This is a genomic window from Streptomyces sp. NPDC045956, from assembly GCF_056430705.1.
Genome location: NZ_JBWKKZ010000005.1, coordinates 180,610 through 206,772 on the forward strand (window position 1 = coordinate 180,610; position 26,163 = coordinate 206,772).

At 68.5% G+C, this 26,163-nt stretch carries 24 protein-coding genes and 9 pseudogenes; 19 read left to right on the plus strand and 14 right to left on the minus strand.

What is annotated here, in order from left to right; all coding sequences use genetic code 11:
• Positions 1 to 115 precede the first annotated feature (115 nt).
• Both AC07FV_RS15565 and AC07FV_RS15570 read right to left on the minus strand, forming a co-directional pair.
• Positions 116 to 273 (minus strand): annotated as a pseudogene (locus tag AC07FV_RS15565) (IS5/IS1182 family transposase); the annotation flags it as partial.
• Between the two features lie 80 nt (positions 274 to 353).
• Positions 354 to 1,511 carry an MFS transporter gene (locus AC07FV_RS15570; protein ID WP_479088028.1) on the minus strand — a complete coding sequence of 386 codons (1,158 nt, stop codon included), beginning with the start codon at positions 1,509 to 1,511 and terminating at the stop codon, positions 354 to 356.
• Positions 1,512 to 1,620: 109 nt separating this feature from the next.
• On the opposite strand from AC07FV_RS15570, the gene AC07FV_RS15575 reads away from it, so the two are divergent.
• Positions 1,621 to 2,079 (plus strand): winged helix-turn-helix transcriptional regulator, encoded by a 459-nt coding sequence (locus AC07FV_RS15575; RefSeq protein WP_479087613.1) that lies wholly within the window; start codon positions 1,621 to 1,623, stop codon positions 2,077 to 2,079.
• A 468-nt stretch (positions 2,080 to 2,547) separates the two neighbouring features.
• A complete protein-coding gene (locus tag AC07FV_RS15580; protein WP_479087614.1) occupies positions 2,548 to 2,805 on the plus strand; it encodes a hypothetical protein in 258 nt (85 codons plus the stop codon).
• Here AC07FV_RS15580 and AC07FV_RS15585 read toward each other — a convergent pair.
• Positions 2,802 to 3,079, minus strand: a pseudogene (locus tag AC07FV_RS15585) (IS5/IS1182 family transposase); the annotation flags it as partial. The gene AC07FV_RS15580 and the pseudogene AC07FV_RS15585 overlap by 4 nt on opposite strands.
• Positions 3,080 to 3,275: 196 nt before the next feature.
• Between AC07FV_RS15585 and AC07FV_RS15590 the strand changes: the two are divergent.
• Positions 3,276 to 3,770 carry a hypothetical protein gene (locus AC07FV_RS15590; protein WP_479087616.1) on the plus strand — a complete coding sequence of 165 codons (495 nt, stop codon included), beginning with the start codon at positions 3,276 to 3,278 and terminating at the stop codon, positions 3,768 to 3,770.
• 15 nt (positions 3,771 to 3,785) lie between these two features.
• Here AC07FV_RS15590 and AC07FV_RS15595 read toward each other — a convergent pair.
• Both AC07FV_RS15595 and AC07FV_RS15600 read right to left on the minus strand, forming a co-directional pair.
• Positions 3,786 to 4,523: pseudogene (locus AC07FV_RS15595) on the minus strand (IS5 family transposase); the annotation flags it as partial.
• 8 nt (positions 4,524 to 4,531) lie between these two features.
• The gene (locus AC07FV_RS15600; RefSeq protein ID WP_479087618.1) at positions 4,532 to 5,407 is read right to left on the minus strand and encodes an NAD(P)-dependent oxidoreductase; all 876 of its coding nucleotides are present in this window, start codon (positions 5,405 to 5,407) and stop codon (positions 4,532 to 4,534) included.
• 115 nt (positions 5,408 to 5,522) lie between these two features.
• Between AC07FV_RS15600 and AC07FV_RS15605 the strand changes: the two genes are divergently transcribed.
• The 3 genes and pseudogenes from AC07FV_RS15605 (at position 5,523) to AC07FV_RS15615 (ending at position 6,804) form a co-directional block, all read left to right on the plus strand.
• Complete coding sequence (locus AC07FV_RS15605) at positions 5,523 to 6,107, plus strand: TetR/AcrR family transcriptional regulator (protein ID WP_479087620.1); 585 nt, start codon at positions 5,523 to 5,525, stop codon at positions 6,105 to 6,107.
• 72 nt (positions 6,108 to 6,179) lie between these two features.
• Positions 6,180 to 6,563: pseudogene (locus tag AC07FV_RS15610) on the plus strand (helix-turn-helix domain-containing protein); the annotation flags it as partial.
• Complete coding sequence (locus AC07FV_RS15615; protein WP_479088045.1) at positions 6,526 to 6,804, plus strand: hypothetical protein; 279 nt, start codon at positions 6,526 to 6,528, stop codon at positions 6,802 to 6,804. The pseudogene AC07FV_RS15610 and the gene AC07FV_RS15615, both read left to right, overlap by 38 nt.
• A gap of 9 nt (positions 6,805 to 6,813) precedes the next feature.
• On the opposite strand, the pseudogene AC07FV_RS15620 reads toward AC07FV_RS15615, so the two are convergent.
• Positions 6,814 to 7,140: pseudogene (locus tag AC07FV_RS15620) on the minus strand (transposase); the annotation flags it as partial.
• A gap of 624 nt (positions 7,141 to 7,764) precedes the next feature.
• The gene (locus tag AC07FV_RS15625) at positions 7,765 to 8,751 is read right to left on the minus strand and encodes an endonuclease/exonuclease/phosphatase family protein (protein ID WP_479087621.1); all 987 of its coding nucleotides are present in this window, start codon (positions 8,749 to 8,751) and stop codon (positions 7,765 to 7,767) included.
• A 390-nt stretch (positions 8,752 to 9,141) separates the two neighbouring features.
• Here AC07FV_RS15625 and AC07FV_RS15630 point away from each other — a divergent pair, with 390 nt between their 5' ends.
• From AC07FV_RS15630 to AC07FV_RS15640, 3 genes are all read left to right on the plus strand, one after another.
• Positions 9,142 to 9,963: a helix-turn-helix domain-containing protein gene (locus tag AC07FV_RS15630; RefSeq protein ID WP_479087623.1), complete on the plus strand. Its 822-nt coding sequence runs from the start codon at positions 9,142 to 9,144 to the stop codon at positions 9,961 to 9,963.
• Positions 9,964 to 10,111: 148 nt separating this feature from the next.
• Positions 10,112 to 11,122 (plus strand): SPFH domain-containing protein, encoded by a 1,011-nt coding sequence (locus AC07FV_RS15635; RefSeq protein ID WP_479087624.1) that lies wholly within the window; start codon positions 10,112 to 10,114, stop codon positions 11,120 to 11,122.
• Positions 11,119 to 12,018, plus strand: a complete 900-nt coding sequence (locus AC07FV_RS15640) for an NAD(+)/NADH kinase (RefSeq protein WP_479087625.1) — start codon at positions 11,119 to 11,121, stop codon at positions 12,016 to 12,018. Before AC07FV_RS15635 ends, AC07FV_RS15640 begins: the two co-directional genes overlap by 4 nt.
• 759 nt (positions 12,019 to 12,777) lie before the next feature.
• Here the strand turns inward: AC07FV_RS15640 and AC07FV_RS15645 are convergent.
• A complete protein-coding gene (locus AC07FV_RS15645; RefSeq protein ID WP_479087626.1) occupies positions 12,778 to 13,404 on the minus strand; it encodes a nucleotidyltransferase family protein in 627 nt (208 codons plus the stop codon).
• Positions 13,405 to 13,490: 86 nt separating this feature from the next.
• Positions 13,491 to 13,706: a DUF1272 domain-containing protein gene (locus AC07FV_RS15650; protein ID WP_479087627.1), complete on the minus strand. Its 216-nt coding sequence runs from the start codon at positions 13,704 to 13,706 to the stop codon at positions 13,491 to 13,493.
• Between the two features lie 459 nt (positions 13,707 to 14,165).
• On the opposite strand from AC07FV_RS15650, the gene AC07FV_RS15655 reads away from it, so the two are divergent.
• Positions 14,166 to 16,079 (plus strand): LamG-like jellyroll fold domain-containing protein, encoded by a 1,914-nt coding sequence (locus AC07FV_RS15655; protein WP_479087628.1) that lies wholly within the window; start codon positions 14,166 to 14,168, stop codon positions 16,077 to 16,079.
• A gap of 84 nt (positions 16,080 to 16,163) precedes the next feature.
• Here the strand turns inward: AC07FV_RS15655 and AC07FV_RS15660 are convergent.
• Positions 16,164 to 16,558 (minus strand): annotated as a pseudogene (locus tag AC07FV_RS15660) (helix-turn-helix domain-containing protein); the annotation flags it as partial.
• 192 nt (positions 16,559 to 16,750) lie between these two features.
• Here AC07FV_RS15660 and AC07FV_RS15665 point away from each other — a divergent pair.
• The 8 genes and pseudogenes from AC07FV_RS15665 to AC07FV_RS15700 all read left to right on the plus strand — a co-directional run.
• On the plus strand, positions 16,751 to 17,587 hold the full coding sequence (locus tag AC07FV_RS15665) for an alpha/beta fold hydrolase (protein WP_479087629.1): 837 nt from the start codon (positions 16,751 to 16,753) through the stop codon (positions 17,585 to 17,587).
• A gap of 103 nt (positions 17,588 to 17,690) precedes the next feature.
• Positions 17,691 to 18,035, plus strand: a complete 345-nt coding sequence (locus AC07FV_RS15670; protein ID WP_479087630.1) for a class II aldolase/adducin family protein — start codon at positions 17,691 to 17,693, stop codon at positions 18,033 to 18,035.
• Between the two features lie 1,073 nt (positions 18,036 to 19,108).
• Positions 19,109 to 19,687, plus strand: a complete 579-nt coding sequence (locus tag AC07FV_RS15675; protein WP_479087631.1) for a winged helix-turn-helix domain-containing protein — start codon at positions 19,109 to 19,111, stop codon at positions 19,685 to 19,687.
• A 13-nt stretch (positions 19,688 to 19,700) separates the two neighbouring features.
• Positions 19,701 to 20,924, plus strand: a complete 1,224-nt coding sequence (locus AC07FV_RS15680) for an acyl-CoA dehydrogenase family protein (RefSeq protein ID WP_479087632.1) — start codon at positions 19,701 to 19,703, stop codon at positions 20,922 to 20,924.
• Between the two features lie 178 nt (positions 20,925 to 21,102).
• Positions 21,103 to 21,192, plus strand: coding sequence for a putative leader peptide (locus tag AC07FV_RS15685; protein ID WP_479087633.1), 90 nt, complete (start codon positions 21,103 to 21,105; stop codon positions 21,190 to 21,192).
• Positions 21,193 to 21,547: 355 nt separating this feature from the next.
• Positions 21,548 to 22,447 (plus strand): TauD/TfdA dioxygenase family protein, encoded by a 900-nt coding sequence (locus tag AC07FV_RS15690; protein WP_479087635.1) that lies wholly within the window; start codon positions 21,548 to 21,550, stop codon positions 22,445 to 22,447.
• 90 nt (positions 22,448 to 22,537) lie between these two features.
• Positions 22,538 to 22,996, plus strand: coding sequence for an RrF2 family transcriptional regulator (locus tag AC07FV_RS15695; protein ID WP_479087636.1), 459 nt, complete (start codon positions 22,538 to 22,540; stop codon positions 22,994 to 22,996).
• 114 nt (positions 22,997 to 23,110) lie between these two features.
• Positions 23,111 to 23,185: pseudogene (locus AC07FV_RS15700) on the plus strand (hypothetical protein); the annotation flags it as partial.
• Positions 23,186 to 23,557: 372 nt separating this feature from the next.
• Here AC07FV_RS15700 and AC07FV_RS15705 read toward each other — a convergent pair.
• Together AC07FV_RS15705 and AC07FV_RS15710 are read right to left on the minus strand one after the other, a co-directional pair.
• Positions 23,558 to 23,827, minus strand: a pseudogene (locus AC07FV_RS15705) (YrhB domain-containing protein); the annotation flags it as partial.
• Positions 23,828 to 23,950: 123 nt separating this feature from the next.
• Positions 23,951 to 24,385, minus strand: a complete 435-nt coding sequence (locus tag AC07FV_RS15710) for an Rrf2 family transcriptional regulator (protein ID WP_479087638.1) — start codon at positions 24,383 to 24,385, stop codon at positions 23,951 to 23,953.
• A 119-nt stretch (positions 24,386 to 24,504) separates the two neighbouring features.
• Between AC07FV_RS15710 and AC07FV_RS15715 the strand changes: the two genes are divergently transcribed.
• A complete protein-coding gene (locus AC07FV_RS15715) occupies positions 24,505 to 25,263 on the plus strand; it encodes an SDR family NAD(P)-dependent oxidoreductase (RefSeq protein ID WP_479087639.1) in 759 nt (252 codons plus the stop codon).
• 76 nt (positions 25,264 to 25,339) lie between these two features.
• On the opposite strand, the gene AC07FV_RS15720 is transcribed toward AC07FV_RS15715, so the two are convergent.
• Both AC07FV_RS15720 and AC07FV_RS15725 read right to left on the minus strand, forming a co-directional pair.
• Entirely contained in the window at positions 25,340 to 25,735 is a 396-nt protein-coding gene (locus tag AC07FV_RS15720; protein ID WP_479087640.1) for a VOC family protein, read from the minus strand.
• A gap of 43 nt (positions 25,736 to 25,778) precedes the next feature.
• Positions 25,779 to 26,135 (minus strand): annotated as a pseudogene (locus AC07FV_RS15725) (DM13 domain-containing protein); the annotation flags it as partial.
• Positions 26,136 to 26,163: the final 28 nt, after the last annotated feature.

Here is a 26,163-nt window from a genome sequence, read left to right on the forward strand (position 1 = left end):
TCAAACCCTGGTTGCTGCGCACACCAGAGCGTCCAGCGCTCACGCTGTCACGAAAGTTGAACATGTTCAACTCTGCTCGGTGCGCACCGGTAAGCCCCTCTCCGCACCGCGTTGGGCGGTGCACCTTGGCAGGCACCCGGGCCTGCAACCACTCCGTGAGGTGCCGCAACGCCGTCACTCCGGAGGGGGCCGGAGCTGGTTCCAGGTGCACCCAGAGGTGGCCATGAAGGTGATCGCAGCCAGCACCTCCCGATCCACAAGCCGTGCGGCACCATCCGCTGCACAAGCCCGGTCGTCGCCACCCGGACCGCCGCCAGGTCACACGCAACGAAATGGCGTCTGGGTCGCCTTTCCTACACGAGCACGTCTCGTCGCGCATCGGCCGCTGCGTGCCGGTTGACGACCCAGACAACGAGTGCGCAGAAGGCGAAGGCGGCGCCGAGAAGGCTGGATCCGGCCCACCCCGCGGCTGAGTACACCGCGGTGGTGCTGGTTGCTCCGATGGCAGAGCCGAAGGAGTAGAAGAGCATGTAGCCGCCGATGACGCTGCTCGTCCGGTGCGAGTAGGCGGCCGTGAGCAGGTGTTGATTGCTGACGTGTACTGCCTGCACCGCGAAGTCGAAAACGATCACGCCGACGACGACCGGCCAGAGCGACCAGGACGCTTGTCCGGTCGCCAGCCATGACGCGGCCAGCAGTGCAAGCGCACCGCCGGTGACGGTGTCGGCGCGGCCGGCGTCGGCCCCCCGCCCGGCCCGGGAGGCGCCCAGCGCCCCGGCGAGCCCGGCGATCCCGAAGAGACCGATCTGGGCCGTGCTCAGATGCCACGGTTCGGCTGTGAGCGGCAGAGCCAGGCCGCTCCACAGTGCTCCGAAGGAAGCAAAGAGGAAGAACGCGATCAGTCCACGTGAGACGAACAGGCGTTCACGGAACAGGCGCCCCAGAGAGACGATGACCGCGCCATACGTGGCCTGGCTCTCGCGCGGGTCGGACGGCAGGAGCCTCAACACGAAGCCGGTGAGCGCGAGGAGGAGCACGGCGAGTGCCACGTAGATGCTCCGCCAGCCCCAGAGGGCAGCGAGACCGCCGGCGAGCACGCGCGCTCCGAGAATGCCGATGACGACGCCGGAGGTCACGGCTCCGAGTGTGCGGCCGCGTTCCGCTGCCGTGGACAGGTCGGCGGCGAAGGCGACCGTGGTCTGAACGACGACCGCGAACAGGCCGGCGAGAGCCAGCCCGGCAAGCAGGAGCCACAGCTGGGCAGCGACTGCGACCAGAGCCATGCCGGCCGCGGCGACAAGAAGGTGCCCGGCGATGAGCTTGCGCCGGTCGAACATGTCCCCCAGAGGGACAAGAAGAGCCAAGCCGATCAGGTAGCCGAGCTGCCCCGTGGTGACGATCCATCCCAAGTCGGCTTCCGCCAGGCCCAGGTCGCCGCCGATCTGGGCCAGTACGGGCTGCGCCACATAGATCGTCGCGACCGCGACCGCGCAGATCACGGCGAACAGCATCCTCCGGCCAGACGTGAGACTCACTGACACACCCCCAATGAGTTGCAAATTGAAACCAAAATCAAGGTACGGCAGAATGGTTTTGATCCGCAACTCTTCAGGAGGAGTCATGGCTCGCACTGCGCCCCGCGTCGAGGGGATGCCCTGGACCGACCCCGCCTGCCCCGTGGCACGCACACTCGATCTGGTCGGGGACCGATGGAGCCTGCTGATCGTTCGCGACGCGATGGACGGTGCGCGAGCGTTCACCGACTTCCAGCACCGCACCGGAATCGCGCGCAACATCCTCACCGACCGCCTGCGACGCTTGATCGAACGAGGAATCCTCGAGCGGCAGACCGCCCCGACAGGACGGCGGCAGAACTACGTCCTCACGGATGCGGGCCGAGACCTCTTCGCCGTCATCGTGGCTGCGCGTCAGTGGGGTGAACGGCACGCCTTCGCACCATCTGAAACTCACTCGGTTCTCGTTGATGAAAGCGGACTCCCGCTCCCAGAACTCCGTCCTGTCGACGCTCACGGCAGGCCCGTGGACATCGATACGACCACTGTGCGGCACGAGCGCTGACTACTGGGGGCCACACACCCCCAGCGGACAGCGGCATGGCCGGCCATCGGCGCCGGTGCAACCACGAGATGGCGGGTGGTATCAGCGCCCGTTCGGGCCACAGCGCAGCCGGCGTGAAGCACACGCCGGACAGTTGAGGCCCCACGCCCACACCCTCAACAACGCCCTGACCCGCAACAGCTGGCCCCTATCGCGAGTTCGAGGAATCCGATGTGGCCGCCGTGCGCCGGATCCGGATCCTGCTCGCGGCCGGACTGAACACAGACCTGATCCGGGAAGCGCAGCCCTGCATGGCGAACGAAGGCACCCACCTGGCGCCGACCTGCGAGGAAATGGCCCAGGGCCTCAGGCACGAACGCGAGCGCCCAAGACGATGTCTCGATCGGCCCGGTTGCTTGGTGACCGGGCCAGATGCACCGACATGGCAGACCCCGACTTGAGCGTGTCAACAGCATTGCCCCTACTGCGGTGCAGGCCCTGCTAGGGCTGATCTCGTCCGATGTGGTGGCGGTAGCGGTTGCGGCCGAGGAGGAACGAGTGCTGCTCTCCTTCTTGGTACGTCGCCACACTGCCGAGATCGACAAAGACATCGCCGATGCGATTGCTGACCTGGAGGCGTTTCTCCATCCAGGTATTCCGCTCATCGAGCCGCGCGTCATGATGGGTGTGCCGGAGGCGGCCACCATGCAACCTCACGAGCGCCTGATCTCCTGGGCCAAGTCCTAGACCTGCACCGCTCTGCGGTAGCAGATGAGGATGCAGGCGGTGCGAGCGAAGGCGAGAAAGTGCTCGGCCTTGCGCTCGTAGCGTCGGTGCAGGCGACGACAGCCGTTCAACCAGGACATCGTGCCTCTCCTACCCAGCCGTGCCGGCCCAGGCGGCCGGAGGGTTCGATGCCGCGGCGGGCAATGCGTGGCACGATCTGCCGACGGCGCAGCCATCGTCGCAGGTGGTCAGAGTCGTAGCCCTTGTCTGCGTGGAGTCTGGCCGGGCGGCGACGCCTGGGTACGAAGCGGGATGCGACGTATCGATTTCTTCTCATCTCCCTCACGGGGTCGGGTGGGAAGGGACGATATGGCACCCGTTCGCCATCGAGGCTTTCCGCCGCGCCTCGCAGTCGAAGTCCCCATGGACCCCGAGTACTTGAGGGAACGCCCGCTCTTTCCCGGCGAACGGGTGAGGCCCATCATGGCGGCATGACTGCCAGTGAAGACCTGCTCTGGGACGCGGACGACAAAGGCACGCAGACGGTGCCGCGACTCCGGCGCATCGGCGTGATGGCCGGCCTCCTCTGCTTCTTGGGCCTGTTGCTCTGGACGGAATCGAACATCACCTGGGCCATCTACGCAGGCGCACTCTACGCAATCGGGGAGATCGTCTACTGGGCCTGGGACCGGCGGCGTCTCGTCGAGGCGCGCCTCGTCCGGAGCGAAGACGGCGGACCGGTCAAACTTCGCCTGAGCCACGTGGACGGACGGTTCACCGAACACGACCCCCACCACGTGGCCCGCGTCCTCGTCATCCATGACAACGTCCTCGATCTGTCCAGTCTCCGCCTGAGCCTGCGCGGCGGGCGCCTCTTCGGACGACCAGGACGTCGCCCGCCCCTCGAGGCATGGCGGCGTTCATGCCCGAATGCCGAGGTCCGCGACAGAGCCGCTCACTGGGGGATGCCAGGAGTCCCCGACTAGGGCCTGTCTCCCCGATCACGACCGGCGCCAGATGAGGAGTGCGCCGGCGGTGACTGTGCCCAGGTAGACGTAGCCTCGCTTGTCATAGCGGGTGGCCACGGCTCTGAACAGCTTGAGCTTATTGATCACCCTTTCGACCGTGTTGCGCTTCTTGTGGCGGTCCTTGTCGAAACCTGATGGCCGTCCGCCACGTGAACCACGCCGGAGACGGGCGGCCTTGTGGTCGTTCTTCTCCGGGATCACGTGCCGGATCCCGCGCTTCCATAGATAAGCGCGGGTCTTGCGGTTGCTGTACGCCTTGTCGGCAGCAACGCTGTTCGGTGTGCGGCGCGGACGCCCGAGCCCCAGCCGGGGAACACGGATCTTGTTCATGACCGGCTCGAACTGCGTGCAGTCGGCCCGTTGCCCTGGCGTGATGAGCAAGGACAGCGGACGGCAGTGGCCCTCCACGCTCAGATGAATCTTGCAGGTCAGACCGCCACGGAACCGGCCGAGGGCTTCGCCTGTCGCACCGCCTCCTCCAGGAGGAGCCGCGGACTCGCCCTCATCAGCTCCGCGAACTGATCTTCGCGGAGCCTTCTTTCCTGAAGAACCCGGTGGTGCGGAGGGTGCCGCCCGGGGCGCCCCAGCGGAGTGCTGGTGGGCACGGACAGAGGTGGAGTCGACGTTGATGTCCCAATCGATATCACCCTCGGCGTCGGCCTGGGCCTGGACGTGCTGGAGGAGCCTCTCCCAGGTGCCATCAGCCGACCACAGTAAGACTATGCCTTGGCCGTCTTCATCAGCTCCACCAGGCTGGAGAAGCTATCCGCCTCGTGCCCGGCGTCCATGCCGCGCCGGAACAGAGCGGCCACGGCGGCCAGCAGAGTGGTGTCGACGCCCGCGTCTGCGTTGGTGTGCAGAACGTGTTCGACGCTGGCCATGCCCATGGCGAGGCGGTCCACGTCGCCGGGATGCTCGCCGGCGTCGATGCGCTCGGCGTAGAAGGAGAGAAAGCCCGGCATCCCGGTCATGGTCTCGGTGGCGTGGGGGAGGACGTCCGTTGCCGTGAGTCCGTTGGCGTCGGCGAGTGCGATGACCTGCCAGTAACTGAGCGCGGAGGTCCAGAACATGACCATGCCCATCTGGTACAGGAGCGCGGCCAGGCCGGGATCCTCGCCCCGGTAGTCCGTGCCGGTCAGGACTTCGAGGGTGGGTCGGTGCGCCTCGAAGACCTGGCGCGGCCCGCTGTAGAAGGTGGACGACCCGGGCTGCCCGATGCCGGAAGGCGAGGCGTTGACGCCACCCGTGAGGTGGATCCCGCCGTGCTCGGACACCCACCGCGCCCCGGCGCGGGTCTTCTCCGGGGTGTCGGAGCTGAGGTTGACGAGGACGCGGCCGGTCAGGGCGTGGGACGCCGGTTCAAGCACGGTGTACATCGCGTCGTAGTCGGTGAGGCTCAGGACGACCAGCTCGTTGGCGGCGACGGCGTCTTCGGCGCTCTTTGCGAGTACGGCGCCGCGCGCGACGAGGGCATCGGCACGGGATGGGGTGCGGTTCCAGACGGTGACGTGGTGTCCCTTGCCGAGTAAGGCGTGGACCATTGCCTGCCCCATGGGGCCGAGTCCGATGACGGTCACGGACTGCCTGCTGTTCATGGGAGCGACCTCCGCGGTACGAGTGACGAGTCGACTAAAACGAACGCTCTATCTAGAGTGTGGAGGCAATGTAACACGGCTCTAAAACGAACGCTCTAACCAGTAGGGTGTGCACATGGGACAGGCCAGCACCCGGGACCGGATCGTCATCGCCGCAGCGCGCCTCCTGCAGCGCCAGGGCTATGTCGGCACGGGCATCAAGCAGATCGCCAAGGAGGCGGAGGCCACACTGGGCTCCGTCTACCACTTCTTCCCGGGCGGCAAAGAGGCCGTTGCGGTCGCCGCCATCAAGTACAGCGGCCAGGAGTTCACGGAGGTCCTCCGGGACGCGCTGGACAGCGAGGAGGACCCGGGCGCGGGCGTTCAAGCCTGCGCCCGGCAGCTCGCCGAAGGACTGCGCGCGTCGGGTTGGACCGACGGCTGCCCGGTCACGGCAGCTGCACTGGAAACCCTGGGAACCGACTCCGAAATCCAGCAGGCATGTGCCGACGCACTGCGCAGCTGGGAGCAAACGGTCACCGACAAGCTCCTACGCTCCGGCTTCCAGGCCCGCGACGCCCGGGAGTTGGCGACCACCATCATCAGCGCCCTGGAAGGCGCCGAAGTGACGGCACAGGTCAACCGCAGCGAGGAACCTCTACGGGCGACGAGCCGGCAACTGGCCCGCTTGATGGGTTCCTACGGAGCATCCCGCTCGTGAGGACCACTTGTGATCGGGGAGACAAGACCTGAAGGGTGTTGCAGAAGGCCGAGATCAGGGCATATCCGTTGTATGGCTGGGGTGTTGAGGGCCGAGCGGGTGTGGGTGGAGACGTTCACGGGGCTGCGGGTCGATCAGTTCGGCCGGTTGCTGAAAGCGGTCCGGCAGCGTGGTGGCGAGGGCTGTGGGTGAGGTCGTCCGTGGCAGCTGCCGCTGGCCGAACGGGTGCTGCTGGTGGCGGTGTACTACCGCACGAATTTCACCATGCGGCAGCTGGCCCCGCTGTTCGGCGTCTCGCCGGCGACCGTGTGCCGGGTGATCCAACGGCTCGGTCCGCTGCTCGCGCTCGAGCCGGCCCGCACCTCCCAGTACGCTGTCGAGCGGCTGTGGATCGTGGACGGTACGCTCGTCCCGGTCCGTGACCGCAAGGGCGGAGCGTCCTCTCCGGCGCACCGGAAACGCCGGCCCGCTGGTCAACACCGTCCACTCCTCCTTCATCACCCTCGGTATCATCCTCGGCTCCTCCATCGGCGCCGTCGCGATCGACACCTGGGGCCTGCGCGCCCCGCTCTGGCTCGGCGCAGTCATGGCCCTGGCCGGTCTGGCGACCGTCCTGCCCGACCTCGCCCGCCGCTCCACCCCCGCAACGGACCTTGCCTCCCTGCGTCCCCACGCCGAACGGACAGAACGGCTGTGAGTCATCGCGTCACCCGGCAAGGCGGCGGTAGTAGATGACGGCTACGGCAATGCCGGTGAAGGCACGGAAGTGCTCGGCTCTGCGCTCGTCACGGCGGTGCAAGCGACGGAAGCCGCCCAGCCAGCTCACGGTGCGCTCAACAGTCCACCGGTGTCTCCCCAGCCGAGTCGAAGGCTCGACGCCCTTACGGGCGATACGGGGTGTAGTACGCCGACTGCGAAGCCCCATCCGCAGGCGGTCGTAATCGTATTCCTTGTCGGCGTGCGGTTTGCAGGGGCGGCGCCGACGAGGGCCGCAGCGGGAACGGATCGGCGGGGTGCCGCGGATCAAAGGCAAACTGACCCTTCCCGCCGAGTTCGTCCAGCACCAGCCGGAGGTCAAGGTCGACTCCACGGTCTTCCGTGCACACCAGCGTGCCGACCGTGCCGAGCAGATCACGAGGTACGGCACGCGCTCGAATGCGAGATCGACCGTCGCGAGCAGTACGAGCCGCGGCGACCTGCTTCCGCGTACGCTCGGCACGGTTCGAGGCACCGGTTCAGGTCGGCCGACTCATCAGTGGCCGTGAACTCCCAGCCGCGCCTGCCTGCGCCAGCGCGGTATCGCCCGCACCATCCCGGAGAAGACGGACCTGAAACGCCACCGCCGCCGTTGGGGGCGCCGCGGCTGCCGGCCGCCCACGCTCGACCGGCAGGTGTACCACCGACGCGACATCGGCGAACGGTGCTTCAGTCGGCACAAGGGCTTCCGAGCGATCGACAGCAACTGTCACCAGGCACCGCAAGACCGCCGTCTCCTACGAGGCAGCGGTCCCTCTCACCTCGTGCCTGTTCCGGGTGAGATCCGTACGCAGGCGGACTGGAGAGTTCGGGTTTCACCTGTGTGATGCTGCGGCCCCGCCTCGAAGGGGGGCCGCAGCATCACACGGGCACCGAACGGCCCGCTCGGCGGGCGAGGAGGTCAGTTTTCCCAGGCAGCGGCACCGCGCAGGAGGTGGTGGTCCGACATGCCCGTCGTACAGGCAGCGGCGTCACCGCGCACGGTGGTGAACCAGTAGTAACTCAGGAAGATGTAGTCGATCTTCCCCTCCGGGTCGGCCTCGGGCGAGCATCCACTGGCCCGTTCGACGGTGGCCTCGCCGCTGCGACAGCGGTCTCCGCTCTGGGGGCAGCTGGCCCCGGTGAACCGCGACTTGTCGTTCTCGTCCACCTCCTGGAACACCCCGGTCCCGCCGCCGTGGTTGTACAGCGGGTCCATGTCGACGTCCTTGGGGAGCTGGTTGAAGTCGCCCGCGAGGACGACGGGGTCGCCGGCGTTGGCGAACTGCCGGGTCCGGTCGGCGACCCAGCGGATCTGCACCTGGGGGTTGTTGCGATCGTCCAGCGGGTCGTCGAGGTTCCCCTCGTCGTGGTGGTAGTCGATGTGCGTGTTGCAGGCACGGACCGTACGCCCGCTCACGGCGGCCCTGGCGCACAGCAGGTAGCGGTCCTCGGAGGCTACGGCCTCGGGGAGCTGTTCCATCGTGCGGCTGCCGTTGTTGATCGTGCCGGGTGCGCCCTTGGCGAAGGTGGCCAGACCGAAACGGGTGTCGTCCCCCCACTGCTTGCACAGGTCCGTGGTCCTGGTCGCGCCCCAGACCGAGTCGTACCTGTCACCGTCAGTGCGATCCTGAAGGGAACCGCGCAGCAGGGTCCACTGCCCGTAACACATCTCCTGCAGCATCACCAGGTCGGCGTCCCAGTTGTCCATGGCACTCACGATCTTGTCGCGCCACGCCGCCTTGGACCCGGCGTACACGGGGCACTTGGCGCCGCAGACGTTGTACGTGACGAACCGCGGCTTCGGCCAGTTGACCGGATCGGCAGTGTCCGCCCGCACCTGGCCCGTGCCCAAGAGCAGCCCGAAGGCGGAGAGGACCACGAGGAGCCCCCTGAAGATTCTTCGCACGCTGTCGAAACCTCCACGATGGATCGGCGGGACCGGGGTACGGCTCCCCCGGCCGGTCACAGCGTCGACCCCCAACTCCCCCACGAAGCGGGAGCCCACGGCGGGCCGCGCCCGGACCAACGGGTCCATCATCATGATTCCCAGGGAATTCGCCTTGAAGGGGAAAGCCCGTTTCCCCCGGGCACCGGATGGCTCCTCCCCCGCCTCCGGCGGAACCCGTGCGTTCACCGGTGGAAAAGCGCTCGGGGCCCTTGCGACAATGGCCAGCTCATCGACGACTGGTGGGCGACCGGCCGGGCTGGGCGCCGGCTCCGGGCCAGGAAGCAGGCCGGTGTCGAAAACTCCCCCGGAACCGGACGGTGTACGAAGGAACGCGGAGGGGGAAGGCCCATGCCGTACGACGGCGACCGGCCGACGGCGGAGCACGACCGGACGGCCGACCAGCTGGTGTGGGAGATCCTGGAGAGTGCGCGTCAAGCCCGCGGCATGACGCGTAAGAGCCTCGCCGAGGCCATGGGAGTGCATCCGCGCACGCTGAGGAACTGGATGGCTCGCCCCTCGGCGCTGTCGGGACAACAGATCGAACGGTTGTGCGCGCCGCTGCGCGTCAGCGAAGAAACCCGGGGGAATCTCCACGTACTGACCGCACAGCGCCCCACTCTGCCGTCCGCCGACGTGGTGCGCGACAGCTCCGACATGGCCGTCTACCGCCGCCTGATCGACAGCAGCGCGTACCCGTCCATCGTCACCGACCACGTGTCGGACAACATTCACGTCAACGAGGCGTTCCGCGAGTTCTTCGGACACGTCACACCGCACGCGTTCGCCTCACCGCTGCGCAACGGGATGAAGTACATCCTCTTCCACCCGCAGGCCAGTCACTTCCTCGGCGCCGGGGGATACGACTCGTTCCGTGAGTACTGGCTGATGCCGGCGCTGGCGAACTTCCTCGCCTGGTGGCAACAGCGCCCCGGGGACCCGCGGCTCCTGACGGTTCTCCAGGAGATCAAGCGGCGACCGAAACTGCTGCGGGCCTACCAGGCAGCCCCCGACTGGATCATGCGCAACGGGGACATCCACGTGAACAGCGAGCCCCGCCCGGTCCAGGATCCTCGAACGGGCAGGATCCGCACCGTGCATCTGGTGACGGAGGGGCATCTCGCCTACCGACCGATGGCCCTCCTGCATGTGACGTTCGTCGTCGACGACTGAGAGTGCTTCGTCAGATTCCGATGGCGCCATCGGCAGGGCGTTGACCTCCCATGGTCAGGCCGGTTCCGGCCGAGTTCGACCCCTTCTCGTCCCCTTGACGCTATTCCCGCTCTCCTTTATGGTCAGTGTGACTCTAAAAGGAGGGCACATGGCCGACATCACCAAGCGTTTCGGCTGGCGTCATCTGCGGGCGGCACCCACGGCTCACATACGTCACCACCGTTCGGGGCAGCTCACCCACGACGGTCCCGGGCTGAGCTTCTGGTTCCGGCCGCTGGCCGCCGCGCTGTCCGAAGTGCCGGTCGACGACCGGGAGCTGGCGATGACGTTCCACGCCCGGACCGTCGACTTCCAGGACGTGGCCGTGCAGGCGACGGTCACCTACCGCATCGCCGACCCCGCAGTCGCAGCCGAACGACTCGACTTCTCCGTCGATCCCGACACGGGGGTCTGGCGCGGCACCCCGTTGGAGCAGCTGGCCACGCTGTTGACCGAGAGCGCTCAGCAGCACGCTCTCGAAGTACTGGCCCGCACACCCCTTGCGGCGGCTCTCGCCGAAGGTGTGCCCGCGGTGCGCGAGCGGGTGCTCCATGGGCTTCGCGAGGAGCCGCGGCTGCCTGCCACGGGGATCGAGATCGTCGCCGTGCGCGTGATGGCGGTGCGACCCGAGCCGGAGGTGGAGCGTGCCCTGCGCACCCCCGCCCGGGAGCTGATCCAGCAGGAGGCGGACCGGGCCACGTACGAGCGGCGCGCGGTCGCCGTGGAGCGTGAACGCGCGATCGCCGAGAACGAGTTGGCCAGCCAGATCGAACTCGCGCGGCGTGAGGAGCAGCTGGTCGAGCAGCGCGGCGCCAACAGCCGCCGGGAGGCGCAGGAGAAGGCGGCGGCCGACGCGGTCCGGGTCGGCGCCGAGGCCGAGCGGGCGGTGCGCCTCGCGCAGGCGGAGGCGGAGGGCGCACGTGCGGTCGGCGAGGCCCGCGCCCAGGCGCAGGCGGCCTGGCTGCGGGTGCACGGCGACGTGGACGTGGCGGTCCTGCGCGCTCTGACCGGCACCCGCCTCGCCGAGAACCTGCCGCGCATCGACAGCGTCACCGTTTCCCCCGATGTACTGACCGGACTGCTCGCACGGCTCGGGGCGGGCCAGGAGCCGGCGGCGTGAGCCTGGCACCCCGGGCCGTCCTCGTACATCGCGCCACCGAATACGAGGAGTTGGTCGCCCGGCACGGCACACATGGGCAGGCGGCGTTCTTCCTGTCCTCGCGGGGCAGGTCCATCGAGGAGGTCGTCGAACGGCATCACCGGATGGAGCGGGCGCTCGCACTCGTGTCGGCTGCGGTGCCGCTGAGCTGGCGGCGCGCGCAGGTGGAGCGGGCGGACCTGGACCGTTTCCTGTTCGGTCCCGAGGACGTCGTGGTGGCGGTCGGGCATGACGGGCTCGTGGCCAACGTCGCTCAGTACGTCGGCGACCGGCCCGTGGTCGGCGTCGACGCGGATCCCGGCCGCAATCCGGGTGTCCTGGTGCGGCACCGGCCGGCGGACGCCGCCCGGCTGCTGCCCGCCGCCTTCTCCGCCTCGGCTGGCGTAGACGAGCTGAGCATGGTCGAGGCAGTCACCGACGACACGCAACGCCTGGTGGCGCTCAACGAGATCTACGTCGGTGCGGCCGGTCACCGTACCGCCCGGTACCGCCTGGGTCTCGACGGCGACAGGGGTGTCGTCGAGACCCAGGCCTCGTCGGGAGTACTGATCGGCACGGGAACGGGGGCGAGCGGCTGGCTCCGGTCCGTGTGGCAGGACCGGTCCACCGAGTGGCGGCTGCCGCACCCCACGGAGGCACGGCTCGCCTGGTTCGTCCGGGAGGCGTGGCCGTCCCCCACCACGGGAACGTGCCTGAAGGCGGGTGAACTGCCGGCGGGCGCGCGGCTCACGGTGACCGTGGAGTCCGAGCGCCTCGTCGCCTTCGGGGACGGTATGGAGAGCGACGCGCTCGAACTCACCTGGGGCCAGACGATCCGCCTCGGCCTGTGCTCCACGAAGCTACGGCTGATCGGCTGATCGGCTGATGGTCAGGACGCGGCGTTCTGGCATACCCCCCCTCCCCCGCTACCGGGCGGACCAGGTAGAGGCACCGCTGTCTGGGACTCGGCCAGCGGGCCCATGTGGTCGGTGTCGAAGCTTGAGGCGGAGGTGGCCTATACCTGGTCGTATGGGGAGAACCAGCGGCAGCCCGCCGGCCGGTACTTCCGCCCCACCGTCGAGGGCTCCCCCACCTGGGCAATCCGGACCTCGGCGCGAGTCGAGCATCCGTCCAAGGGGACGGCACCGAAGTTCCAGTGGCGGAAGACATCCCGGTCGCAGCCCTCACGGGAATCCGCCGCCATCGGGAGGGCGGCAACGGCTTCGGGGGAAGGACGGGGTCCCCGCGGCCTGGGCAGGCGCGGGTGCCGTCAGTGGCAGGGCGGCGAGGAGCGCGGCGCTCAGGCGCGCAGCAAGGCACCGCCCCTGTGGGTCTCATGCTCCTACCGGCACCGGAGGGCGCGTCAACCGGCCGGCCCGGGCTCGAAGAGCGGGGCCTCGGCGGGAGACGACAAGTACCGCCGCTTGCTGTGGAGACGCGGCCTCAAACCTTGGATCGCCCGACACGGCGTCGCTCACGGCTCTGGCCCGGGCCCAGTGCGCTGGGTCGTCGAGCGCGCCTTCGCCTGGTTGCACCAGGTCAAGCGATTCCGTGTCTGCTACGAGCGGCGTGCTGACCTCGCCGCCGGTCTGCTTCAGCTTGCGTGGAGCATCATTTGCCTGCGTCGGCTCCGCCCATCACGTCGAGGCAGGCGTCAGGGTGGTGGCCTCAGAAGGCCAGTCGAGCACGGTCAGCTCGGGCCACTGCTGTCGCCAGCGGGCCGTCTTTGTTTCGTACACCTCGCGCGGCGCAAGCACTGGGTTGGGCCGGACAACGAGATTGAACACGTCGGCGAGCCCGTGCGGTGCATAGACGCGCCACCGCCCGTCCGGCTCCAAGCGCACGCCCAGGCAGCATGTGGTGGCCGCGAAGCAGTCGATGGCGGCCTCGGTGCAGGCGTGAGGAGGGCACGCGACGCCGAACTTCTGCTCGTACCAGAGGTGGACGCGGGCCTCGTTGCGGACCTCGACCTCTGCCGGCAAGCCGGCGAAGACATCGTCGGCGACCTTGATGACAGCGTCCTCCGCTTCCCAGGACAGGTCGTGGTTGTCGAAGTAGAAGACGTCGTAGTCCTTGATTCCGCTGGTGGGGTGCCTGTCCGTGGCCACGTTCCAGACGGTCTGGAACAGGCAGCCTGCCGTCAGGTACCAGCCCGGCAGGCCCAATGTCGCCGCGCGGTTCAGCACCTCCAGCAGCACCTCGTTGCGGGACAGCACGGACTTCAGGGCAGCGAGCTGCTCGTCGAGCGGGAGGCGACCAATCACCGCTCATGCCTACCACGCGGCAGGCCGCCAGCGCCTGCGTACTGCCTTCGGGGCCCTCCTGGTGGATCTCATTCTGAAACGATGAACTACTGGCCCGCGCGGCTGCTCGTCTGCCCGGCGGCGGTGGCCGACGCACGGCGGGGACGAGCGACGAGTTCACCGCCACAGTTGGGACAGGTGTTTCCCAGGGCGTCGCCGCAGGACACACAGAACGTGCACTCGTACGAACACATGCGGGCCGACGACGTCTGCGGCAGCACCGCTTCACATCGTTCACAGTGGTCGCGCATCTCCAGTGCCACGGCTCTCCTCACAGGTTCAAGATTCCATCGCCCGGGGGCCTGCACCGGACGAAGCTGAGAATCCATTCTCGGAGCAGGGATCTTGAACCTGAAAGCGTCGACAGGGACAGCAGTGCATAAGATCCGGCCACTGCCAGAGTGCCTGAGCGAGCTACCGACGACGCCTTTTCGCAAGCCCTCAGCATCGCTCATCTCAGTGGAGTGGTGCGACCGCCCACCAGCAGATCCGCTCCGGTCAGCCGTGGCTGCGCGCCGTCATCGCGGGGGGATCTGGGGGATCTGGCGGATCAGGACGGAACAGTAGCCGAGGACCGCCAAGCCCTCCGTTGAGCTGCCCGGGCGCGGCCGGTCGCGCCAGGGAGTGCGGCGAACGGCACGCGGCCGTTCAGCTTGCCGTCAACGGCTGGACACGGTCGACGATCACCGTTGCGAGCGAGTCACTACATCGATGGAGAACAGATGAGCACCGCAGGGCAGCACACTCCGGGCAGACGCGCGCTGTTGCGGGCGGCGGTGGTCGCCGGCGCCGCCACCGCGGCGGGCGGGGCCGGTCAGGCAGGCACCGCGCAGGCGGCTCAGGCGGCCGGCAGCCCGCGTTTCGACACCGAAAGCCCACGGTTCGCCCTGGCTGTCCTTCCCGACACGCAATACCTGTTCGACGCCGACAGCGCCGACCCTACGCCCCTCAAAGAGACGTTCCGCTATCTCGTCGCCGAGCGGTCCGACTCCAACATCGCCTTCATGACCCACCTCGGCGACGTCACCGAGCACGGCACCGAGGACGAGATCGAGCGCGCCGCGGACACGTTCCGCCACCTGCACGGCAAGGTGCCCTACAGCGTGCTGGCCGGCAACCACGACATCGCGTCGTCCACCGACGACCAGCGTGGCGATTCCCCGTACCTGGCGGCGTTCGGCCCTCGGCGCTACGCCTCGATGCCGACCTTCCGCGGTGCCTCGCCCGACGGGTACAACAGCTACCACGTGCTGCGCGCCGCGGGCCGCGACTGGCTGGTCCTGGCCCTCGACTGGCGGATCTCGGACAAGGGCCTCACCTGGGCGCGGGGCGTGCTCGACAAGCACCCGACGCTGCCCACCGTGCTCACCACGCACGACCTGGCCTGGGCCGACGACGAGGGCGCGGCGCAGTTGTCCGACCACGGACGGCGGCTGTGGGATCGACTTGTCCGCTCCAACGACCAGATCTTCCTCGCCCTGGGCGGCCACTACTGGCCTTCGGGGCGCACCGTCCTGACCAACGACGCCGGCCATGACGTTCACGTCCACATCGTCAACTATCAGGACCGCTACTACGGCGGCGCCGGAATGATCCGCACCTACGGCTTCGATCTGGCCCGCGGGACGGTGGACGTGGAGACGTTCGCGCCGTGGTTCCTGGCCCGGGACCCCGGACAACGCACTCCGCTGGAGGCCGAGAACGTCGAACTGACCGGGCCTGTCGACCGGTTCAGCCTGAACGTCGACTTCGACGACCGCTTCCGGGGCTTCGCGCCCGTCCCGCCGACGAAACCGCGTCCCGCGTCCGCCGTCATGCCGCGCGGCACGCTCGCCTACTGGAGGTTCGACGCGTCCGGCATGAGCACGCCCGGCGTCGGCGCCCCGGTCATGGACGGCTCCGTCATACGGGACCTCACCGGACGCGGCAACGACATAACGGTCCGCCGAGTGAACGCGGGTGGTACCGATGCCCTCACATGGTCGCCCGACCATCATCCCGGTCAGCCGGCGCACGCCAGCCTCCGCTTCGACGGCGGCACCGGACCCGACCGCGGCGCGATCCTCACTACGGACCCGCAGGCGCCCCTGAACAGCGAGAAGTTCACCCGGGGATACACCATCGAGACCTACGTCCGGCTCCCCGAGCCCTTCGAGGGGAACCACAACTGGATGGGCATCCTCAGCTGGGAGGGCCGCAACGGCGACGCCGGCAAGACCACCGGCTGGTCCCCACTGGAGCCAACGTGCAGCCTGAACCTCTCCCCCGAGCGGTTCCTCCAGTTCGTCGTCTACCCCGACCAACAGGACGCCGACCCCACCTCGTGGAGCCACACCGTACCGACCGGCCGCTGGATGCACATCGCCCTCGTCAACGACGGCCGCCGCACCCTCATGTACGTGGACGGCTCAAGGATCGCTCGTAACCCCACCCAGCCCTCGACGGGAATCGCCACCCTCGGCAAGCCCTTCGTCCTCGGCGCCACCCAGTTCGACGGGCGCTACGGTCAGGGCTTCTACGGCTGGATCGGCGACACCCGAATCGTCGGCCGGCCCTTGCGGGTCAGTGAGTTCCTGAGCCCCGCCGGCGGAGGTACGCATCGACGCCCCGGCAGCGCGGGACGAGAGCGGGAGTAAGTTGCATAATCACATCATCCGTACCGCTACTGAGTGATTCATCAGCTCTGTGGCAATTGGGGCTTCGGCAGTATGCGCATGATCGTGGTTGGTGGAGTACCGATAGTTCTTGGACCGCTCGGCGATGGTGCGGTCTCTGGTGGGCACGAGTGTCCGTCCACGATCAGTACGGTCCCCTTGTCGAAAGACCTGCGTGGCCGGAGCGCGATCATCGGCCCGAGATCGTCGATGATCCGGTCTGCTGCGGACTTCGACACACCGAAGAGCAGTACGAGTTGCCGCATCGTCAAGTTTGTTCGCCAGTAAGCCGCGACCAGCAGCGTCCGGTCCTCCAGAGGCAGGCTCCACGGCCGCCCTCTACCGACGGTGTCCGCACCCTCGCGCCGCAGAACCGTCACCAGCTTGCCGAAGGAACGCTGGCTCAGCCCGGTGAACGGGGCTACCCAGGACGGCAGCGATGCCGTAATCACACCAGTCACAACTGGATCATCCCAGTTGCCGCTGCTGCCCCATGCCCTCGATTCTGCGTGAGGGGGTTCATCCTCTCCGAGATGCGAGGACTTCGGCACCGAAAGCCAAGCGCACCGATGAGTTTCCTGCACTGCGGGGGTCCTATTGGCAGCAACGCACACCACAGCAGTACGGACCCTACGTGAACTGGAGAGACAAACATGGCAACAGCGCGAGAGCAGTCGGCCGGAGCCGAGGCCCGAGTCACCTCCGCCGACGGCACCGAGATCGCATTCGAGCAATCGGGCCGCGGGCCGGCCGTCGTCCTGGTTGCCTCGGCACTGGCAGACCGCTCGGACACAGCCAAACTCGCGACTCTCCTCGCCCACCACTTCACTGTGATCAACTACGACCGGCGCGGACGCGGTGCCAGCGGGGACGCCGCTACTTACGCCCCCGACCGCGAGATTGAAGACATCGCCGCGTTGGTCGAACACGTCGGCGGTTCGGCGTCGCTGTTCGGCTCGTCCTCCGGAGCGGTCCTCGCCCTGCGCGCGGCCGCGGCCGGAGTCAACGTCGACCGCCTGGCTCTGTACGAGCCGCCGTTCGTAGTCGGCGAAGGCGACGACGGACCGCCTAAGGACCTCGCGCAGCAGATCACCGCGTTGCTTGCGGAGGGCCGGCACAGCGACGCAGTCAAGTACTTCATGACCAGGGTGCAGGGCATGCCCAGCATCGCCGTGTTCTTCATGAAGCTCATGCCGAAGATGTGGGCGAATCTCACCAAGTTGGCCAGCACTCTCCCCTATGACATCGCGGTCATGGGCGATACCCAGCAAGGCAAGCCGCTCGATGCCGAAGAGTGGAAAGGGGTGGCCCTACCCACCCGCGTGCTGACCGGTGGCAAGAGTCCAGCCGCATTCCAGCGCGCCGCCCTCGCCGTCACCGAGATCCTGCCGCAGGCCGACCACCGCACTCTGCCCGGACTCAACCATGGCGCCGTCGTCATGGCTCCAAAGAAGATCGCCCCGCAGATCATCGAGTTCATCAAGGGATGAGCTTGTCGTTCGACCGGTTCGGCGGCGCTTGGCACCCCTTCTGGCACTCGAAGCGGAGCACGCCCCATCCCCAACTGACCGCCGAACCCCGAACGACCACGACTTGCGGGACAGCCTTTATGTCCTGTCTCGATGGCCTGAACCCCGCCGACGCCCTGCCCCCGCTCACCGCCTACTACGCCATGCGCGTCGGCACCCTGCCCTGCTCCCCTACCACGCCCCCGGCGACAGCACCCTGGAACCGCTGGCCGAACGGACGACCCGTGACCACCACGCCGCCCTCCTCGCCAACCACGGGCCGGTCGTCGCCGGCGCCGCACTGGAGCAAGCCGCCGACGCCATCGAGGAACTGGAGGAAACCGCCAAGCTCCACCTCCTCCTGCGCGGACACACCACCAGCCCGCTCACACCCGAGCAGGCTGCCGCGCTCTCCCCCACGGTCGGATGACTCCCGAGCGCTGCGGCCACCTCAGCGAGGCAACCCCGGGACAGTCAGGGGCGGGTTTGCTCAGAAGAGCCTCAAGACTTTGACGTCCGACGTCGAAATGGCCGGCGGTCATGTCATGGTCATCCCACGCGAACGCCCGAGCAAGGCCAGGAAGCGGCTGCGGGCACGGACGAGGGGGACGCACATGTTCGGGACGACGGACGCTGGAGCGGTGATCGGCATGGTCGTCACGACCTTGGCCTTCCTGGGGCTCGGCATCGCCGCGGTCCGCTGGTTCAAGGCACAGAACCGGTAGTTTTCAACCTCCCTCCGAGCCGTGCCGAGCCCCGCTGGGCATGGTGAACACGCTGCCCGTCCACGACTGGCCCGCACCGGCCCGGCGGCCCCGATCCGCCGGGAGCGACAGGCCCGGAGTCCGCCGCCGCAGCCGGGCGGTGGTCAGTTTGGGCGCCCGGCGCCGCAAGGCGTGACGTGGACGTCGAAGGCCAGGTTCCAGAACTGACGACTTCGAGCCGGATGGACCTAACGGACCGGTGACTTCGGTCGCCCGACCCGCGTATGAGTCGAAGACAAGGACGGTGGCCGGAGGCCGGAGGCCGGAGGCCGCATTGAGGGATGCGGCGACCGCGATGACGCCGAAACACAGCGCCGTCCCCAATGCCTGCCCGCTGTGTGCCCGAATTGCACGATCATTCGCCGCCGGGTGGCCACCGGCTCCCACGCCTCCCTCCTCTGAAGTTGCTGGGGCCCGCCCGGCGGCCGGCGGTGGGCGGTGCGCGGTGAGTCCACCCCTCGGACATGTTCCCTATCTTTCCCATCGATTTACTAGGGAAGTGTTGACGGCCCGTCCTGCGGCCGCGCAGGATGGTGCCCATGTCCCCCACGCAGCAACGACTCACTCGTCGTCGGCATGTCGACTTTGGTCACGTCGTCAGCGCCGCCTGCTGTAGCGCGTAGAGCACGCGACTCACACCTTGCGCGTGCCAGTCCGCTCCTTCTCTCCCATCCCAGGCGATCAGGTGCATCCCCGCACCTCCCCTGACGGCCCGACGTACTTCTGAAGGACGACCGCCATGACCACGGCACTTCCGGCCCAGGCCACCGCATCGGACTCCTCACCGCTCACCGACATGCGCCATCTGCGGCTCGTGGGCGACACCGCACGGACCGGCGAGGAGGGAGACGGTTCCGCTCCCCTCGTCGGCTACCTCGTACTGGTCCCCCAGGGCACCGACCCCGCCCAGCTCTTCGCCGAGGACGTGACGCGGCCGGACATCCGGCCGATCGCCTACACGGCCGCGCCTCCCGTGCAGCAGCCGAAGGCGCGAGACGGGGTCGTACGCATCGACCCCACCCGGCGCCTCGCCGAGGTGGACGGACGCGAACTGGACCTCACCTACCTGGAGTTCGGGTTGCTGTTCCATCTGGTGCAGCAGCCGCACCAGGTGCATTCCCGCGAGCAGTTGATGGCCGACATCTGGGGATACGAGCACATCGGCGACGGCCGGACCGTGGATGTCCACATCGCGCGCCTGCGCCGCAAGCTGGGCACCGCCCACCGGCACCGGATCGTCACCGTGCGGCGCGTGGGCTACAAGTACGTACCCGAACAGCCCGAGAGCTCCGACACCGCACCCTGCCACCGACCTTGAGGAGAGCCCTGCCATGGGCGTTGCCACTGCACCGTCCGGTCCCGCCTCGGAATCCGACCGGACCGGGCCCGGCCGAGCGCACTGGCTGCACGTGGCCCGCGAGACGGCGGACGACCTGGCCACGGACGCGGTGGCCAGGGAGCAGGCAGGCAAGGCCCCCTTCGACGAGGTGTCCCGGCTGCGTGAGGCGGGACTGCTGACGCTCCTCGTGCCGGCCGGGCTGGGGGGAGGCGGCGCGGACTGGTCCACCGCCTACGCCGTCGTCCGGAAGATCGCCGCGGCAGACGGCGCGATCGCTCAACTGCTGAGCTGTCACTACCTGCTGTCATGGAGCGTCCGGTTCTTCACCGAGCCCGCCCGCACCGCTGAGATCGAGCAGCAGTCCGCGGCCGAGCAGTGGTGCTGGGGTGGTGGTTACGCCCACCGGCCTCTGACACTGACCAGAACAGCCGGCGGCTACGCGCTCGACGGCCGGCAGAGTCACGCCACCGGGGTCTTGGTCGCCGACCGGCTCGCCGTGCGGGCCGTGCGGGCCGACACCGGCGAATCATTCGCCGTCCTCGTGGATCCCGCCCGGCACGGCGTGGGGATCCACGACGACGCCGACACGTTCGGCCAGCGGCTCGCGGCCGGCGGGAGCATGGAATTCGACGCTGTACCGGTCGCCGCCGATGACGTACTCGGCTCCCTGACCGTGGACGAGGCCGTCCTGTCGCCCCTGGCCGCTCTGACCTCGCCGCTCGGGCGGCTCCTCTCCGTCCAGCTCCGCCTCGGCATGGCTGAGGGGGTCCTGGCCGAGGCGCGTGAGTACCGCGGGGCCGGCCGATCCCCCTGGCACCCTGCCCATCCGGCCGGCTCCCCCCAGGACCCGCAGGTGCTGACCGCCTACGGAGAACTCACCGTCCTCACCCGGGCCGCGTCCGCGCTCGCCGATCAGGCACGGGAAGCCGTGCACCGCGGGCTGGGACGGGGCGAGGACCTGACCTACGACGAGTTCGCGGAGATCTCGGTCCTCGTGGCCATGGCCGAAGCCGCCTCCTCCAAGGCCGCGCAGGAGTCCACCGCCCGCGCCCTCGACATCATCGGCGCCCGCTCCGCGTCCTCCCGGCTGGGCTTCGACCGCTTCTGGCGCAATGCCCGCACCCACGCCCTGTACGAGCCCGTCGCTCACCGGCTCCGTGACGTCGGGGACTACTACCTCAACGGTGCGCACCCTGCGTTCACCCTGCCCGTCTGACCTCGCCACGCCCCTCGGCCTTCCCCTGGCCGACACGGCGTGATCGACATGCGCAACGCCGCCCGACATCCGGCCCATTGTGAACGCCGCGCTTCACCTGCATGGCGGGCGGTCAAGAGTATGAGACGCCTGCGCGGACGACATTGACCCGGCCGTGTCCGCCTGCAAATCTGCTGCTGTGAGCACGTCCGAGAACCTCGCCGCTCGCCTGCACGTCGATCTGCGACGCCAGGCCAGCGCCATCTGTGCCGTCGACCTCCCCCGCTGACGGGCGCTCGTCGCTCTCGCTCCCTTTCGCCCGTTCACCGGGCGTCCGCGCCGATTACAGGGCGCCTGGTGGTACAGCGGGCGAAGCCTGACTCCGGTCCCCCGGATCGCGAGCCCGAGCCCTCGCCCCGAGCGGCGTGGCCGAACGCTTCCGCTTCCCGGCACAGCACCTCCGACAGCACCACCTGGACCGTCCTGGCCTGCCCGGCAGCGACCGCCGGCACATCGGCCGAGGCCCCGAGCCCCAGGCCCCAGGGCTGCACCGCATCCCCGCACCCAGCCCTTCCGCCTCACCTCCTGACGACCTCCCGACCGGTCACCTCCCCGTGATCACATCCCGGAAGGAACACCCACACATGACCACCAGCACCGGCTTCGACATCCGCAGGATCGGCGGCCGTATCGGCGCCGAGATCCTCGGTGTGGACCTCTCAGTCGCCCTCGACCCCGCCATCGTCACCGAGATCAACTCCGCTCTTCTGGAACACAAGGCACTCGTCTTCCGCGACCAGCACCTCGACGACGCGGGCCAGCTCCGCTTCGCCTCCCTCTTCGGCGCGCTCACCACCGCGCACCCCACCGTGCCTTCCGTCGACGGCCGGCCGCAGATCCTGCCCGTGGACGGCGACGAGGGCATCCGCGCCAACCGCTGGCACACGGACGTCACCTTCGTCCGGACGCCCCCGAAGGCGTCCACACTGCGCGGCATCGTCATCCCGCCCTACGGCGGCAACACCCTCATCGCCAACGCGGCCGCCGCGTACCGGGACCTGCCCGAGCCGTTGCGCGAGCTGGCCGACAAACTGTGGGCGGTGCACACCAACGACTACGACTACGCCGCCCCCAAGAGCGAGAAGGCGGCCGAGCACCGCAGGCAGTTCGTCTCCCGGAAGTACCGCACCGCCCACCCGGTCGTCCGCGTCCACCCCGAGACCGGGGAACGCGGCCTGTTCATCGGCGGCTTCGCCCAGAGCATCATCGGCCTCGGCCCCTCCGACTCCCGCGACCTGCTGCGCATCTTCCAGTCGTACGTCACCCGCCCCGAGAACATCGTGCGGGTGGCCTGGACCCCGGGTGACCTGGTCCTGTTCGACAACCGCATCACCCAGCACTACGCCCCCGACGACTACGGCGCCCTTCCGCGCCTGCTGCACCGGGTGACCGTCGCCGGCGACGCCCCGGCCGGAGTCGACGGCACCCTCAGCCACGTCATCGAGGGCGACGACGCCTCCCACTACACCCCGGGCACAGCCTGACCCTCACGGGTTGCCGGGCAGGGCAGCCGCCGCTGCCCGGCAACCCGCCCGCAACGCACACCGACCGAGGCTTTACGGGATAATGGGCACATGCGGATCTCAGCCAGAGCGGACTACGCGGTACGTGCCGCACTGCAGCTCGCCGCGTCACGAGATGACGGGCCCCTCAAAGCCGAGGCCATCGCCGACGCGCAGAACATTCCGCACAAATTCCTCGAAAGCATTCTGAACGACATGCGCCGGGGCGGCCTCGTCCTCAGCCAGCGCGGCGGCAACGGCGGCTACCGCCTGTCCCGGCCCGCCGAGTCCATCAGCATCGCCGACGTCATCCGCACCGTGGACGGACCACTGGTCTCGGTACGCGGAGTCCGTCCCCCGGAGTTGTCCTACACCGGCCCCGCCGAGTCGCTGCTCCCCCTGTGGATCGCCCTGCGGTCCAACGTCCGCGAGATCCTCGAGGGCGTATCGCTCGCCGACGTCGCATCGTCGAACCTGCCCGCCGATGTATCCGCGTTGACCAAGGCTCCGGACGCCTGGGCGAACCCCTGACACGCCGGCCATCACCACCGATCCCGAGAAACGAGACAACGGCGTCCACCAAGCCCCGGTGGCGTGGCCGCATCGACGAACAGCTCCGAGACATCGCCGACGACAGGGTGGCGGGTGTCCTCCTCACCGACACCCGGATGCAGGCGCATTCACCACCCCTACGACGGTGGCGCCGATGTTCTCCTCGCCACGTCCCAGCATCGGGACCGGGTGCGCGATCGGCATGCCGACCGGCCTTCCCGTCACCCCCCGGGTCTCCGACCGGCTCGGGTCTCCGCCCCGCCCAGAATCGTCCGTCTGCACGGCAAGTACCGGGTCGAGAGGCTCCACGAGTTCCTCGGTGGCGACGGCCACGAGACGGGCGGGCGCATCACCGTCCAGGAGGGCGCTCACGTATGCGATGGCCTCCGCTGGCGAGAACATCGGCAGCTTCCGGCGCAGTGTCCGCACAGCGTGCAAGCGTCCGCGCTCGGGCGCGATTTCGCGGAGCACATCGTGCAATTCGTCCACTGCGGTGCGCACCGGGAGCCCGCGTATCCGGGCTCGGTAGTCGTGCTCCCACGCCCCGGTCATCGCGGAGACGACGCCGACCTGGTGCAGTCCCCCGTCGACACGGTCGACCAGGTACGGCCCGTTGCCTGCGAGCATGTACTCCGGATCTCGAGTGCGCACGAACTTCTCGGAGGTCCAGGAGACGATCCACACCAGTTCGTGCTCCTCGACGTCCGCCACGGCCAAGCGCAGTACCTCCGCGCCCGCAGCCCGCCACCTCTGGTAGTCGCGTTCCAGTTGTTCCTCAACGGCCCGAACGGCGGCTTCTCGCTCGATCACGCATGCAGTCTCCTGCTCCGACCCCCCTGTCGACCAGTGAATTCTTGACAGCCCAGGGCCACGTACGAGGCGTCTGACGGACCTGCCGGGCAGGGCCCTGGTGATGCCAGGACGCAGCGGAGACTAGCGAGGCGCTGCGAGCACATCCCGGAGCACGTTCTCGAGCGTGACGCGGGCCAGCTCGCGCCTCAGGGTCTCCTCGACGCCCTCGTAGACGGCCTGCATCGCCGGCTGGATGCCGTAACCCACTACGCATTCCTGGTCCGGGGTGGCGCGGTGCATGGCGAAGAGCGGGCCGGGTTCCACTGCCTCGTACACGTCGAGCAGGGTGATCGACTCCAGCTCGCGTGCCAGCGACCAGCCCGCGCCCACCCCCCGCCGGCTCTCTACGAGCCCTGCCCTGCGCAGGTCGCCGAGCAGCCGCCGGATCACCACGGGGTTGGTGTTCGCGCTGGTCGCGATCTGCTCGGAGGTGGCGACCTCATGGCCCTGGCGCTGATAGAGGCCGATCCAGGCCAACGCATGGGCAGCGATGGTCAGCCTGCTGTTGGCACTCATGGACTGCTCCTCTCGGCCGCAACGCTTCATGTTACGACAGCTCGGTCGTAACAACTATGGTTGCAACCACCAGTCGTAACCATTACTGTTTCGACTGAGACGGAGAGTCAATCAACGAGGTGAGGAAATTGAGCAAGCCACTCACGGGCAAGGTCGCGCTGGTCACCGGAGGCTCGCGCGGACTGGGAGCCGCGACCGTACGGCTGCTGGCGGAACAGGGCGCCGACGTCGCCTTCACCTACGTCAGTTCCGAGAAGCAGGCGCAAACCGTCGTCGACGAGGTGCACGGCAAGGGAGTCAAGGCCCTGGCCTTGCAGTCCGACCAGGCGGACACGAGCCGGGCGCCGGCGCTGATCGACGACGTCGTCGCCCACTTCGACGGCCTGGACATCCTCGTCAACAACGCGGCGATCTCCGCGGCCGGCACGGTGGACGACCCGGACGCCGACACCGCCGCACTGGACCGGATGCACGCCACCAACTATCTCGGTGTGATCGCCGTCATCCGGGCCGCCTCACGAGTGCTGCGCACGGGCGGCCGTATCGTCACGGTGAGTTCCGGACTGGGGTCCCGAGTGGGAGCCCCCGGCCTTGCGGACTACGCGGCGACCAAGTCAGGGATCGAGCGGTACACCATGGGCGTCGCACGCGACCTCGGGCCCCGGAACATCACGGCCAACGTCGTGGAGGCCGGACTGATGGAGGGCGGCATGGAACCGCCGGACCCCGAGACCCTCGAAACCCTGGTCAGCTCGCTGTCCCTGCAACGCATGGGACACCCCGACGAGATCGCCGCGGCGATCGCCTTCCTGGCGAGCCCCTCCGCGTCGTACGTCACGGGCGCGGTGCTGGACGCCCACGGCGGCTACAACGCCTGAGGCCGAACCACTGCCGCGCCCCGAAGACCGTCGTGCCTTCGGGGCGCGCACCGCCTCCGGGTCGCCGGGAACCGCATCACCTCGACGTCCGACTCCTCGACCCGACCGTCGCAGGCCGGCGCTCCGATGAAATCCGCAGTCGGCAAGGAACGTGTTGTTCCGGCTCGATGACGCAGAACTCGTTGCCCTCGGGGTCGGCGAGTACCACGGGCGCGTCCTGCGGGCTTTGGCCGACATCGATGTGCTGCCCGCCGCGCGCCAACGCCCTGGTCACCGTATGCCGTTGGTCCTTCAGGGATGCACTCGTCAGGTCGACGTGCATTCGGTTCTGTCCGACCTTCTGCTTCCGGCTCGGAGCGACACGGATCCGGAAACCGGGCCCGTCCGTGGACGACAGCACGACGCCGTCCTGGAGATGGCCGTCGAGTTCCCAGAGCCCAGAAGCCCGGACCAGAACTGGGCCAGAAGGCATGGGCGTACGTCGATGAGCGTGGCCGCCGGCAGCGCTTTCAGCGTCAGACGCGGGCAAGTTCAGCGGCGCCGAAGGAGACGTCGAAGCGGTCGCACCAGATGCTCACACTGGAGTAGCGGGACGGGTCGGCGTCGGCCGGGACCCGGTAGTTCTGACTGCCCTTGTTCCCCTTGAACTTGCCAAGACCGACGTACTTCCCGTCGTCGAACACGTGCCAGCCGGCCGTTCCTTCCTTCACCGGCGCATCGGTCAGCAACACGCGACGGTCGGGTCCGTTGCTCGTGTCGAGGTTCTCGACCCGCACGACGTGGGAGCCGTCGGTGAGCCGCACGAGTCTCACCGTCCCCGAGGTCGTGTGCTCGTGGCTGACCAGCCCGCCGCCGGCCAGGGTCACCGGCCCGATCAGGCCGTCGGTGTAGTGCAGGAGC